13 protein-coding genes are annotated in these 12,664 nt (G+C 60.7%); all 13 read right to left on the bottom strand.

The annotated features are described in order from the left end of the window. Positions 1-22: 22 nt before the first annotated feature. The 13 genes from ACCC96_RS09380 to ccoN (ACCC96_RS09320) all read right to left on the bottom strand — a co-directional run bounded on the left by ACCC96_RS09380 (position 23) and on the right by ccoN (ACCC96_RS09320) (position 12,580). Positions 23-2,473, bottom strand: a complete 2,451-nt coding sequence (locus ACCC96_RS09380; protein ID WP_413695649.1) for a heavy metal translocating P-type ATPase — start codon at positions 2,471-2,473, stop codon at positions 23-25. 187 nt (positions 2,474-2,660) lie between these two features. After that, positions 2,661-3,200, bottom strand: a complete 540-nt coding sequence (locus ACCC96_RS09375; protein ID WP_413695648.1) for a FixH family protein — start codon at positions 3,198-3,200, stop codon at positions 2,661-2,663. Positions 3,201-3,211: 11 nt separating this feature from the next. Further along, on the bottom strand, positions 3,212-4,627 hold the full coding sequence (gene ccoG, locus ACCC96_RS09370) for a cytochrome c oxidase accessory protein CcoG (RefSeq protein ID WP_007933370.1): 1,416 nt from the start codon (positions 4,625-4,627) through the stop codon (positions 3,212-3,214). Positions 4,628-4,832: 205 nt separating this feature from the next. Next, positions 4,833-5,243: a type II toxin-antitoxin system VapC family toxin gene (locus tag ACCC96_RS09365; protein ID WP_258670152.1), complete on the bottom strand. Its 411-nt coding sequence runs from the start codon at positions 5,241-5,243 to the stop codon at positions 4,833-4,835. Continuing rightward, on the bottom strand, positions 5,243-5,497 hold the full coding sequence (locus tag ACCC96_RS09360) for a type II toxin-antitoxin system Phd/YefM family antitoxin (protein ID WP_026331761.1): 255 nt from the start codon (positions 5,495-5,497) through the stop codon (positions 5,243-5,245). The genes ACCC96_RS09365 and ACCC96_RS09360 overlap by 1 nt, the downstream gene beginning before the upstream one ends. 181 nt (positions 5,498-5,678) lie before the next feature. Then, positions 5,679-6,662: a cytochrome-c oxidase, cbb3-type subunit III gene (gene ccoP / locus ACCC96_RS09355; RefSeq protein WP_258670150.1), complete on the bottom strand. Its 984-nt coding sequence runs from the start codon at positions 6,660-6,662 to the stop codon at positions 5,679-5,681. Beyond that, a complete protein-coding gene (locus ACCC96_RS09350; RefSeq protein WP_003175465.1) occupies positions 6,659-6,844 on the bottom strand; it encodes a CcoQ/FixQ family Cbb3-type cytochrome c oxidase assembly chaperone in 186 nt (61 codons plus the stop codon). Before ACCC96_RS09350 ends, ccoP (ACCC96_RS09355) begins: the two co-directional genes overlap by 4 nt. 5 nt (positions 6,845-6,849) lie before the next feature. Continuing rightward, the gene (ccoO, locus tag ACCC96_RS09345; RefSeq protein ID WP_018925301.1) at positions 6,850-7,458 is read right to left on the bottom strand and encodes a cytochrome-c oxidase, cbb3-type subunit II; all 609 of its coding nucleotides are present in this window, start codon (positions 7,456-7,458) and stop codon (positions 6,850-6,852) included. Next, the gene (gene ccoN / locus ACCC96_RS09340; RefSeq protein ID WP_019579901.1) at positions 7,458-8,900 is read right to left on the bottom strand and encodes a cytochrome-c oxidase, cbb3-type subunit I; all 1,443 of its coding nucleotides are present in this window, start codon (positions 8,898-8,900) and stop codon (positions 7,458-7,460) included. The genes ccoO (ACCC96_RS09345) and ccoN (ACCC96_RS09340) overlap by 1 nt, the downstream gene beginning before the upstream one ends. A 482-nt stretch (positions 8,901-9,382) precedes the next feature. Continuing rightward, on the bottom strand, positions 9,383-10,336 hold the full coding sequence (gene ccoP, locus ACCC96_RS09335) for a cytochrome-c oxidase, cbb3-type subunit III (RefSeq protein ID WP_413695647.1): 954 nt from the start codon (positions 10,334-10,336) through the stop codon (positions 9,383-9,385). Then, the gene (locus ACCC96_RS09330; RefSeq protein WP_018925303.1) at positions 10,333-10,533 is read right to left on the bottom strand and encodes a cbb3-type cytochrome oxidase subunit 3; all 201 of its coding nucleotides are present in this window, start codon (positions 10,531-10,533) and stop codon (positions 10,333-10,335) included. The genes ccoP (ACCC96_RS09335) and ACCC96_RS09330 overlap by 4 nt, the downstream gene beginning before the upstream one ends. A 3-nt stretch (positions 10,534-10,536) precedes the next feature. Continuing rightward, positions 10,537-11,145 (bottom strand): cytochrome-c oxidase, cbb3-type subunit II, encoded by a 609-nt coding sequence (ccoO, locus tag ACCC96_RS09325; RefSeq protein ID WP_007942211.1) that lies wholly within the window; start codon positions 11,143-11,145, stop codon positions 10,537-10,539. A 10-nt stretch (positions 11,146-11,155) separates the two neighbouring features. Continuing rightward, a complete protein-coding gene (gene ccoN / locus ACCC96_RS09320) occupies positions 11,156-12,580 on the bottom strand; it encodes a cytochrome-c oxidase, cbb3-type subunit I (protein WP_007942213.1) in 1,425 nt (474 codons plus the stop codon). Between the last annotated feature and the right edge of the window lie 84 nt (positions 12,581-12,664).

The following is a 12,664-nucleotide window of genomic DNA, read 5'->3' as shown; positions in this document are numbered from 1 at the left end:
CTGGACTCCATGCCCGCGCGGCTCAGGCCGGCAGCGGGCGGGTTTCTGGCGCGGCGCTGGTGGCTGGCGCGCTCGGCAGGCGAGTCAGGCGCAAAGCATTCAACACCACGGTCAACGAACTGATGGACATGCCGACCGCGGCCCACACCGGAGTGATCCAGCCGAGGGCGGCGAATGGCAACATGAGGCCATTGTACAGCGCTGCCCACAGCAAGTTCTCGATGATGACCCGACGGGTGCGGCGGGCCAGGCTGAAGGCTTGCACCAGCGCGTCGAGGCGGTTCGACAGCAACACCGCGTCGGCACTGGTTTTCGCCAGATCGGTGGCCGAGCCCATCGCCACGCTGATGTCGGCGGCGGCCAGCACCGGCACGTCGTTGACTCCGTCGCCGAGCATCAACACTTTGCGACCTTCCTGGTGCAGCTGTTGCAGCACCTGCAATTTATCGTCCGGGCGCAAACCGCCACGGGCCTCGTCGATACCCAGTTCGGCGGCGACGCTGGCGACCATCGGCGAGCTGTCGCCGGACAGCAGCAAGGTGCGCCAGCCGCGTGCCTTGCATGCCGCCAGCAGGGCGGGGGCGTCGGCGCGCAAACGGTCATCGAGGACAAACCACGCCAGTGGTCCCTGGCTGTCGCCGAGCAGCAGCCATTGGCCGGGTTCATCGGGCATCATCGGCACTTGAGCACCGCTGAGCTCGCAGACAAAACCCGGTTGGCCAATGCGCAGGCGTTGCGCGCCGACCAAGCCTTCGAGACCCAGGCCCGGCGTGCTGTGGACCTCTTCGGCGGCCAGCGGCGCGCGGCCAAAAGCCCGGGCGATTGGGTGTTCGGAGCGGTTTTCCAGGGCGGCGGCGAGGCTCAGGCATTGATCGCTCGCCAGAGCCCCAAGCGGCCGGATCGAACGCAAGGCCAGACGACCTTCGGTGAGGGTGCCGGTCTTGTCGAAAATCACCGTATCGATCTGGTTCAGGCCTTCCAGTACATGGCCGCGCGTCAGCAGCAAACCGAGTTTGTGCAGTGTGCCGGTGGCGGCGGTGAGGGCGGTCGGCGTGGCCAGGGACAATGCGCACGGGCAGGTCGCAACCAGCATCGCCAGGACAATCCAGAACGCTCGCGATGAATCCAGCTCCCACCAGAGCAGGCCGATGGCGGCCACTGCGATAAGCGTCAGCAGCAAGAACCACTGCGCGGCGCGGTCGGCGATTTCCGCCAGCCGCGGCTTTTCGGCCTGGGCGCGATCCAGCAGGCGGACGATGGCCGACAGGCGCGTGTCCTGACCCAGCGCCAGGACTTCTACGGTCAACGCACCCTCGACGTTCAAGGTGCCGGCGGTGACCGCGTCGCCCAGGGTCCGTGGTTGCGGCAGGTATTCGCCGGTGAGCAGGGATTCGTCGATGCTCGACTGACCGTCGAGGATTTTGCCGTCGGCCGGCAGGATCGCGCCGGGGTGCACCAGCACCTGATCGCCCACGCGCAGCTCGCTGAGCAGAATTCGCTCGCTCTGGCCGTCGGCACTCAGCCGCAGGCAGGAGGCAGGCAACAGATTGACCAGTTGTGCGGTCGCGGCGGCGGTGCGTTCCCGGGCGCGGCGTTCCAGATAACGCCCGGCCAGCAGGAACAGCGCAAACATCCCCACCGCATCGAAATACAGCTCGCCAACCCCGGTGATCGAGGTCCAGATCCCGGCAATATAGGCACTGCCGATTGCCAGTGACACCGAGACGTCCATGGTCAGGTGCCGGGTGCGCAGATCGCGCATTGCCCCTTTGAAGAACGGCGCGCAGCTGTAAAACACGATCGGCGTAGTGAGAAACAATGCGACCCAGCGCAGGATGGTGTGCAACTCGGGGCTGAGGTCGATGTTGAATTCCGGCCACGTGGCCATGGTCGCCATCATTGCCTGGAACCACAGCAGTCCGGCAACGCCGAGTTGGCGCAGGGCCAGGCGGTTTTCGCTGGCCAGTTGTTCGCTGGCACGGTCGGCCTGATAAGGGTGAGCGGCGTAACCGATGTGGCGCAATTCGCTGAGCACCTGGCTCAACGGCAATTGCGCGTCGGCCCAGCGCACGTGCAGGCGATGGTTGGACAGGTTCAGGCGTGCTTCGGCCACCGCCGGCAGGCTGCGAAGATGCTTTTCGATCAGCCAGCCGCAGGCGGCGCAGCTGATGCCTTCCATCAACAGGGTGGTTTCGGCGAGTTCGCCTTCGTGACGGACAAAGGGTTGCTGCACGTCGGCGCGATCATACAGCGCCAACTCGTCGACCAACTGCACCGGCAAGGCTTCGGGGTTGGCCGAGGCTTCGCTGCGATGCTGGTAATAACTTTCCAGCCCACCGGCCACGATGGCCTCGGCCACCGCCTGGCAACCCGGGCAGCAGAATTCGCGGGTATCCCCGAGGACGGCGGCGGTAAAGCGGCTACCGGCCGGGACGGGCAGGGCGCAGTGGTAGCAGGGGGTTGGAGTGGTCATGTTTGTTGCCATGGAAACCATTGTGGCAGGCCCAAAGGCCTCTGTGGCGAGGGGGCTTGCCCCCGTTGGACCGCGCAGCGGTCCCAAAGACAGTCAGCGCGAACTTCTCGATAGATCGAGTAGACAACCTGCGGCTGCTGCGCAACCGAACGCGGGCAAGCCCGCTCGCCACAGGAGATCGTTGTGACTATTTTTTCAGGTCTTCAGCACCTTGCAACGGCTCATCACCGAGCAGCAGATCCTTGGCATGGCTGACCTGTTCTTCTTCGAACATGCGCCAGATCTTGTCATCCTGCACACCCAACAATTCAACGAAACGCCGGCCTTCGACCTTGTCGCTCAACTGGCCGATGTAGCGGCCCTGTTCGGTTTCGCTGCGGGCCAGGGTGATCTTGCGATCCTTCTCCGGCTGGGTCGGCGAAATCAGGTTCAGCTCAAGGGTTTTCGGTTGGCTGTTGCCGCTCAGGCGCAGGTCGACTTCGCCGGTCAGCTCATCCAGGTGCACGCTGGCTCGCAGTTGCAGGGTCTGGGCCAGCAGTTCCCGGTCCAGGGAGCGGTTGATGCCTTTGCCCGCCTCGTAATAGTTGTCGTTGACCAGGTTGTCCGGGTGATTCACCGCGATGGTCACCATCGACAGGGTCAAGGTCACCGAGCAGGCCAGGATGGCGATGATGATCCACGGCCAAAGGTGCTTGTACCAGGGACTTGCGGCAGTTGCTGCGGGCATGATCACTTCTCTCAACGAATTTGTGGGCCGATGAATCGGCTCTTGGCTTCAACGTGGACGCTGGCGTCATCGGCATCCTTGAGGATGAATTTCACCTCGTTGGTGCTTGACGGCAGTTGCTCCGGTGAGCTGGACAACTCGACCGGCTGGCTGAAAATTTCCCCGGCCGCGACTTTGATCTCGCGCTTGCCTTGCAGCTTGAGGTCCGGCAGGCCGGTGGCTTCGAGCACGTAGGTGTGGTCGCGCTGATCCTTGTTCATGATCTTCAGGCTGTAGACGTTTTCGATCCGGCCTTCGGCGTTCTCGCGGTACAGCACGCGGTCCTTGCTGACATCGAAACCGACCAGCGAGCGCATGAAGAACGCGGTCACCAGCAACGCGATCATGGTCAGCAACACCAAGGCGTAGCCGATCAGGCGCGGGCGCAGTTTATGGGTTTTTTGCCCCGACAGGTTGTGCTCGGTGGTGTAGCTGATCAGGCCGCGCGGGTAATCCATCTTGTCCATGATGCTGTCGCAGGCGTCAATGCAGGCCGCGCAGCCGATGCATTCGATTTGCAGGCCGTCGCGGATGTCGATGCCGGTGGGGCAGACCTGGACGCACATGGTGCAGTCGATGCAATCGCCCAGGCCCTGAGCCTTGTAGTCGATGCCTTTCTTGCGCGGACCACGGCTTTCGCCACGGCGCGGGTCGTAGGAGACGATCAGCGTATCCTTGTCGAACATTACGCTCTGGAAGCGTGCATAAGGGCACATGTAAATGCACACCTGTTCGCGTAACCAGCCGGCGTTGCCGTAGGTGGCGAGGGTGAAGAAACCGACCCAGAAATACGACCAGCCATCGGCTTCACCGGTGAAGAAGTCGATCACCAGTTCACGAATCGGCGAGAAGTAGCCGACGAAGGTCATGCCGGTCACGAAACCGATCAGCAGCCACATCGTGTGTTTGCTGAATTTGCGCAGGAATTTGTTGGCGCTCATCGGCGCCTTGTCGAGCTTGATGCGCTGGTTGCGGTCGCCTTCGGTGACCTTTTCGCACCACATGAAGATCCAGGTCCAGACGCTTTGCGGGCAGGTGTAGCCGCACCAGACCCGACCGGCATACACGGTAATGAAGAACAGGCCGAAGGCACTGATGATCAGAATGCCCGAGAGCAGGATGAAATCCTGGGGCCAGAAGGTCGCGCCAAAAATGAAGAACTTACGCTCCGGCAGGTTCCACCAGACGGCCTGATGACCGCCCCAGCTCAGCCACACCGTGCCGAAATACAGCAGAAACAGTGCGGCACCACCCGTCATCCGCAGGTTGCGGAACAGACCGGTGAAGGCGCGGGTGTAGATCTTTTCTCGAGAGGCGTAGAGGTCGACGCTGTTGTTCGCGTTCTTGGCAGGTGGAGTGACGTCGTGTACCGGAATCTGATTGCTCATCATTGCATCCCACGGCAGTGGAAAAATGCCTCGGTCAGTACGTGCCGACCGCGGTCAAAAAGAGGTGTTGCAGTGGCGCAATGATACGCCTGTAGCTCTAACTCAAGGGTGCGACCTTTGGTCACGTTGGTGGAAATCAACTGACAGTGTAATGACTTGAATCAATTGACTTGTGAATTATGGACGGTTACGCGAGTGTTGGCGCTCAATCGGCCCATGGATTGATCAGGGCAACACCACTGGATTGAAAATCGCTGATGTTACGGGTGACCACTGTAAGGCCATGAACCAGCGCGGTCGCTGCGATCAGGGCGTCGCTTTCGTTGGCGCGGTCCGGAACATGCAGGCTGGCACAGCGTAGCGCCACAGCGGCGTCGACCGGCAAGATTCTGGCATCGAAAGCCGGAATGACATGTCGCTTCAGCCACGCACGCAAAACCTTCCCTTGCGCGGGGTCACGTCGCTCCATTCGTAATACCCCTGTCTCCAGTTCCTTCAAGGTAATGGCCGAAATAAACATACGTGGTGCGATGACACTTTTGGCCCAGGCGACGACGTTTACATCGGCCTGGGGTTTGCGTAGTTCAGAAATCACGTTGGTGTCGAGTAGAAACATCAGGACAGGTCCACGGGGCGATGAATGATCACGGCACGCTCGGTTTCGAATTCGATGTCGGCTGCTTCTGGCATCACCAACAGATCGACGATGTTGGCGTTTATGCCAGTCAGTTTTTGGTACTCCTCAATGCTTAGCAGTACGTGAGCGGGCTTGCCACGGTCGGTGATGATAACCGGCCCCTGACGCGTGGCTTTTTTGGCACTACTTGTGTCCTGATTGAATTCACGGCTGGAAATGGTGGTGATGGCCATCATGGTTGACCCTCTTGAAAGTACTTTGTAGAAACGTTACTACTCGGCAGGTCGTATCGCAACCTCATGGGTGACGGGTCCGCTACCACTGGTCGGTAGGGGGCAGGCAGAGTGTGTCTAAAACAAAACGGCCCCGCCAATTCTCATTGGCGGGGCCGTTTGTTTGCATCAAGCGTTTGCCTTACTGGGCGTCTGCCACCGGCGCTTTCTCACCGTGAGAGAGGCTGTAGACGTAAGCGGCCAGCAGGTGAACCTTGTCGTTGCCTTGCAGCTGTTCTTGCGCAGGCATCTGGCCCTGACGGCCGTAACGGATGGTCTGCTGCAGTTGAGCGAAGCTCGAACCGTAGATGAACGCTGCTGGGTGAGTCAGGTTAGGGGCGCCCATGGCCGGGGTGCCTTTGCCTTCCGGACCATGGCAAGCCACGCAGTTGGCAGCGAACAGCTTCTGGCCGGCAACCGGGTCAGCCTTGGCGCCTTCCGGCAGTTTGCGGCCATCGAGGCTGGTCAGCACGTAAGCGGCAACGTCGCTGACGCCTTGTTCGCCGATCACTTCGGCCCAGGCCGGCATCACGGCGTGACGACCGCCCATGATGGTGGTCTTGATGGTTGCCGCTTCACCGCCCCAGCGCCAGTCGGCGTCGGTCAGGTTAGGGAAGCCATAAGCGCCCTTGGCGTCGGAACCGTGGCAGACCGAGCAGTTGGAGGCGAACAGGCGGCCACCCATCTTCAGGGCTTGCGGGTCCTTGGCGACTTCTTCGATTGGCATGGAAGCGAACTTGGCGAAGATCGGGCCGAACTTGGCGTCCGACCTGGCCATTTCCTTTTCCCACTCGTGGACGCCGGTCCAGCCGGTCTGGCCGTTGGCGAACGCGGTCTGCTTGTCGTTATCGAGGTAGCTGTAACCCGGCAGCAGGCCTTTCCAGTTACCCAGGCCCGGGTACAGGACCAGATAGCCAAGGGCGAAGATGATGGTGCCCACGAACAGCATGAACCACCATTTTGGCAGTGGGTTGTCGTACTCCTCGATCCCGTCGAAGGAGTGGCCGACCGTCTCGTCGGTCTGCTCGGCGCGCTGGCCCTTGCGGGTGGACAGCAGCAGCCAGGTCAGGGCGAAGATGGTGCCGAGACTGAGGACTGTGACGTACAGACTCCAGAACGTAGTCATTCTTTGTTACTCCTAGAAGCTTGCTCGACGTGCTTGATGGCTTCGGGATCATCCGCGAAAGGCAGCAAGGTCGCGTCTTCAAACTCCGACTTGCGCTTGGGGCTGAATACCCACAACGCCAGACCGATGAAGGCCACCATCACAACAACGGTGCCCAGGCCACGAATCATCCCGATATCCATCTAAATCACCGTTTGCTTTTGATGATGGTGCCCAGGCCTTGCAGATAGGCCACCAGCGCGTCCATTTCGGTTTTGCCCTTCACAGCATCCTTGGCGCCGGCGATGTCTTCGTCGGTGTAAGGGACGCCGAGCGTGCGCAAGACTTCCATTTTCTTGGCGGTGTCTTTGCCGTCGAGCTTGTTTTCCACGAGGAACGGGTAAGCCGGCATTTTCGACTCGGGCACCACGTTGCGCGGGTTGTACAAGTGCGCACGCTGCCAGTCATCGGAGTAACGACCGCCGACACGGGCCAGGTCCGGACCGGTACGCTTGGAACCCCACAGGAACGGGTGGTCCCAGACGCTTTCACCGGCGACCGAGTAGTGGCCGTAGCGTTCGGTTTCAGCGCGGAACGGGCGGATCATCTGCGAGTGGCAGCCGACACAACCGTTGGCGATGTAGATGTCGCGGCCTTCCAGTTCAAGGGCGGTACGAGGCTTCATGCCCTCGACCGGCTTGTTGGTAACGTCCTGGAAAAACAGCGGAACGATCTGGGTCAGGCCGCCGATGCTGACGGCGATAACCATGAAGAAGGCCAGCAGGCCAATATTCTTCTCGACTGCTTCATGCTTCATCAGTGAGCTCCAACTACAGCAATCTTGGCGGCGGCTTCAGCTTCAGCCGGGTCCGAGGCACGAACGGTACGGAACACGTTGTAGGCCATCAACAGCATGCCGCTGGCAAAGAACGCGCCGCCCAGGGCACGAACGATGAAACCAGGGTGGCTGGCTTGCAGCGCTTCCACGAACGAGTAGGTGAGGGTGCCGTCGTCGTTGATTGCACGCCACATCAGGCCCTGGGTGATGCCGTTGACCCACATCGAGGCGATGTACAGCACGGTACCGATGGTCGCGAGCCAGAAGTGCGCGTTGATCAGGCCGGTGCTGTGCATTTGTGCACGGCCGAACAGTTTCGGGATCATGTGGTAGATGGCGCCGATCGAGATCATCGCTACCCAGCCCAAGGCGCCGGCGTGTACGTGGCCGATGGTCCAGTCGGTGTAGTGCGAGAGCGAGTTGACGGTCTTGATGGCCATCATCGGGCCTTCGAAGGTCGACATGCCGTAGAACGCCAGCGACACGACCAGGAAACGCAGGATCGGGTCGGTGCGCAGCTTATGCCAGGCGCCCGACAGGGTCATCATGCCGTTGATCATGCCGCCCCAGCTCGGAGCCAGCAGGATGATCGACATCGCCATGCCCAGCGACTGTGCCCAGTCCGGCAGTGCGGTGTAGTGCAGGTGGTGCGGACCGGCCCAGATGTACAGGGTGATCAGCGCCCAGAAGTGCACGATCGACAGGCGATAGGAGTAGATCGGACGCTCGGCCTGTTTCGGCACGAAGTAGTACATCATCCCCAGGAAGCCAGTGGTCAGGAAGAAGCCCACGGCGTTGTGGCCGTACCACCACTGGATCATCGCGTCGGTCGCACCCGAGTAGGCCGAGTAGGACTTGAACAGGCTGACCGGCAGCGACATGTGGTTGACGATGTGCAGCATCGCGGTCACGACGATGAAGGCACCGTAGAACCAGTTACCGACATAGATGTGCTTGGTCTTGCGCTTGACGATGGTGCCGAAGAACACCAGACCGTAGGTGACCCAGACGATGGCCAGCAGAATAGCCAGGGGCCATTCCAGTTCCGCGTATTCCTTGGTGGTGGTGAAACCCATCGGCAAGGTCACGATCGCGCCGACGATCACCGCTTGCCAACCCCAGAAGGTGAAGGCCGCGAGGCTGTCGGAGATCAGTCGCGTTTGGCAGGTTCGCTGCACGACGTAATAAGAAGTGGCAAACAGAGCACAACCACCGAAGGCGAAAATCACCAGGTTGGTGTGCAACGGGCGTAAGCGTCCAAAAGTCGTCCACGGCAGACCGAAGTTCAATTCCGGCCATACGAGCTGTGAGGCGATGAAGACACCAAGCCCCATGCCAAGGATCCCCCAGACCACCGTCATGATGGCGAACTGGCGGACTACCTTATAGTTATAAGCAGTCGGACTGATTGCTGTGCTCATTCTAAGGTTCCACGGTTTGGGTGTTTTATTAGGAGTAAAAATCGGCCGCAAGTATGGAGAAAGCGGGGGGTCATTGCAACGCGCCATGACCTGGGTCAATGCTTTCAAAACCTGATTCTGCGGCCTTTCCATGCGCCGCGTAAGGACAAAATTGCCCTCTGACAAAATGTCGCAGCGGATGAAAAAGGCGAGGGGTTCAAGTCAGATGTAACGGGGTGTGTTCAAACGCAACGATCGAGGGACAGACGGCAATTTGCGCGACAGCCGGTATCTACCAGCCTTTGCGGCCTGTCATCGAACAGAATCGTCGAACACATCGGGTAAAATCGACCTGGAACCGGCTCATGCCAGTCCGCACCGAGGAAGCTTAGACCCGAATCTGGTGAACCGAAAGGAAGGGGAACGGCAGGGTGCGACAATGGGTCGCAAAGAGGCAGGGAACTGCCGCATTCCGCAGAATGCGGCAGCAGAGCGGTCAAAAATTATTCGTTTTTGCCTTGTGCCTGCAAACGCTCGGTGCCGACTCCGTGGGACAAGCTGTACACATAAGCGGCCAGCAATTGCACCTTGTCGTTGCCCAGCAGTTCGTTTTGCGCCGGCATATGGCCCTGGCGGCCATGGCGAATAGTCTGTTGCAGTTGCGCCAGGCTGGTACCGTAGATAAAACCGGCCGGGTGCGTCAGATTCGGCGCGCCCATGGCTTCAGTGCCCTGGCCGTTTGCCCCATGACAGGCTACGCAGGTGGTGCTGAACAGTTGCTGTCCGGCTTGCACGTCGGCACCACTGTCGGCCGGCAGCGGCAGGCCGGCCAATTCGTGACGCACGTACGCGGCGACGTTCTTCACCCCGGTTTCACCCAACACTTCACCCCAGGCCGGCATGGCCGCCATCCGGCCACCCATGATGGTGGTCTTGATGGTCTCGGCACTGCCACCCCAGCGCCAATCGCTGTCGGCCAGGTTGGGGAAGCCGAACGCGCCCTTGGCATCTGAGCCGTGGCACACCGAGCAGTTGGAGGCGAACAGGCGGCCGCCCATTTTCAGCGCTTGCGGGTCTTTCGCTACTTCTTCCACCGGCATTGCTGCGAATTTGGCGAAGATCGGCCCGAATCTGGCGTCCGCCTTGCTCATCTCCTTTTCCCATTCGTGCACGCCGGTCCAGCCGTTTTCATAACCGGGCAGGATGCCTTTCCAGTTGCCCAGGCCCGGATAAAGAATCAGGTAGCCGACCGAGAACACCAGGGTGCCGGCGAACAGCATGAACCACCACTGCGGCAGCGGGTTGTCGTACTCCTCGATGCCGTCGAAGCTGTGGCCCATGGTCTGGTCGACGCTGCCCTTGGTTTCGCCCCGGCGGGTGCCGATCAGCAGCCAGGTCAGGCCGATCAGGCTGCCGATGGTCAGTACGCAGATCCACGCACTCCAGAAGGTGGTCATGGCCGGGCACTCCTTGTTGTTGCAGATTCTTGGGTAGTTTCGGGTTGCGGCTCGTCAGCGAACGGCAGCAGGCGCGCTTCGGCGAATTGCGGATTGCGCTTGCTGTTGAACACCCACAGTGTCAGGCCGACGAAGGCCACGAACACCACGACTGTGCCGAGGCCGCGGATCAAGCCTGTGCTCATATCAATGACCATGACTCACCTCTTGCTCTTGATGGCAGTGCCGAGCACTTGCAGGTAGGCGACCAGCGCGTCCATCTCGGTCTTGCCCTTGAGCGAAGCGACTGAGCCTGCAATGTCTTCGTCGGTGTACGGCACGCCGAGGGTGCGCATGGCGCGGATCTTGGTTTCGGTGTGGCTGCTGTCGAGCGGGTTGGCCACCAGCCATGGATACGCCGGCATCTTCGATTCCGGCACCACGTTGCGCGGGTTGTACAAGTGCGCGCGGTGCCAGTCTTCGGAGTAGCGCCCGCCGACTCGCGCCAGGTCCGGCCCGGTGCGCTTGGAGCCCCAGAGGAACGGGTGATCCCACACGCTTTCTCCGGCCACCGAGTAATGGCCGTAGCGTTCGGTTTCGGCGCGGAACGGGCGGATCATCTGCGAGTGGCAACCGACGCAGCCTTCGCGGATGTAAATGTCGCGACCTTCCAGTTGCAGCGCGGTGTAGGGCTTCATGCCTTCCACCGGTTTGTTGGTCACGTCCTGGAAGAACAGCGGGACGATCTGGGTCAGGCCGCCGATGCTCACGGCGAACACCATCAGCAACATCAGCAGGCCGACGTTTTTCTCGATTGTTTCGTGTTTCATGGCGGACTCCTCAGGCGATCTGCGCGGCAGCGACGGCTTCGGCAGGCTGCGAGGCCCGCACGGTGCGCCAGGTGTTGTAAGCCATCAGCAGCATGCCGCTGAGGAAGATCGCGCCGCCCACCAGTCGCACGATGAAGCCAGGATGGCTGGCCACCAGGGTTTCGACGAAGGAGTAGGTCAGCGTGCCGTCCTCGTTGACTGCGCGCCACATCAGGCCCTGGGCGATGCCGTTGACCCACATCGAGGCGATGTACAGCACGGTGCCGATGGTGGCGAGCCAGAAGTGCGCGTTGATCAGGCCGATGCTGTGCATCTGCTCGCGGCCGAAGACTTTCGGGATCATGTGGTACAGCGCACCAATGGAAATCATCGCCACCCAGCCGAGCGCGCCGGCGTGAACGTGGCCAATGGTCCAGTCGGTGTAGTGGGAGAGGGCGTTGACCGTTTTGATCGCCATCATCGGCCCTTCGAAGGTCGACATGCCGTAGAACGCCAGGGACACCACGAGGAAACGCAGGATCGGGTCGCTACGCAACTTATGCCAGGCCCCCGACAGGGTCATCATGCCGTTGATCATCCCGCCCCAGCTCGGCGCCAGCAGGATCAACGACATCACCATGCCCAGCGACTGTGCCCAGTCCGGCAGCGCGGTGTAGTGCAAGTGGTGGGGACCGGCCCAGATGTACAGGGTGATCAGCGCCCAGAAGTGCACGATCGACAAGCGATAGGAATACACCGGGCGTTCGGCCTGTTTCGGCACGAAGTAGTACATCATCCCGAGGAAACCAGCGGTGAGGAAAAAGCCTACGGCGTTGTGGCCGTACCACCACTGCACCATGGCATCGGTCGCTCCGGAGTACAGCGAGTAGGACTTGGTCAGACTCACCGGCAATTCCAGGTTGTTGACGATATGCAGGATCGCCACGGTGATGATGAATCCACCGAAGAACCAGTTACCGACATAGATGTGCTTGGTCTTGCGCTGCATGATCGTGCCGAAGAACACGATGGCGTAAGCCACCCAGACGATGGTGATCAGGATGTCGATCGGCCATTCCAGTTCGGCGTATTCCTTGGAACTGGTGTAACCCAGCGGCAGGCTGATGGCCGCCAGCAGGATCACCAGTTGCCAACCCCAGAAGCAGAACGCGGCGATCTTCGGCGCGAACAGCCGAGTCTGGCAAGTACGCTGCACCGAGTAAAAAGAACTGGCGAACAACGCGCAGCCGCCGAAGGCAAAGATCACCGCATTAGTGTGCAACGGGCGCAACCGGCCGAAACTGGTCCATGGCAGATTGAAGTTGAGTTCGGGCCAGACCAACTGGGCGGCGAGAAAAACCCCGAGCCCCATGCCGACGATGCCCCACACCACCGTCATAATGGCGAATTGGCGGACCACCTTGTAGTTGTAGGCGGTACTGATAGAAGTGTTCATGGTTCCCCATCCACGGTTCAGCCGAAGTGAGGGCCTGTCTTTGCGAGTAAGCCGCAAGGCAGACGCTCCCTTCGCCTGGAGTTA

The sequence above is a fragment of the Pseudomonas sp. Pseusp11 genome (genome assembly GCF_047304405.1).
GTDB lineage: Bacteria > Pseudomonadota > Gammaproteobacteria > Pseudomonadales > Pseudomonadaceae > Aquipseudomonas.
The sequence above is the reverse complement of the archived record's forward strand: the minus strand, read 5'-3'. Positions and strand labels throughout refer to the sequence as shown.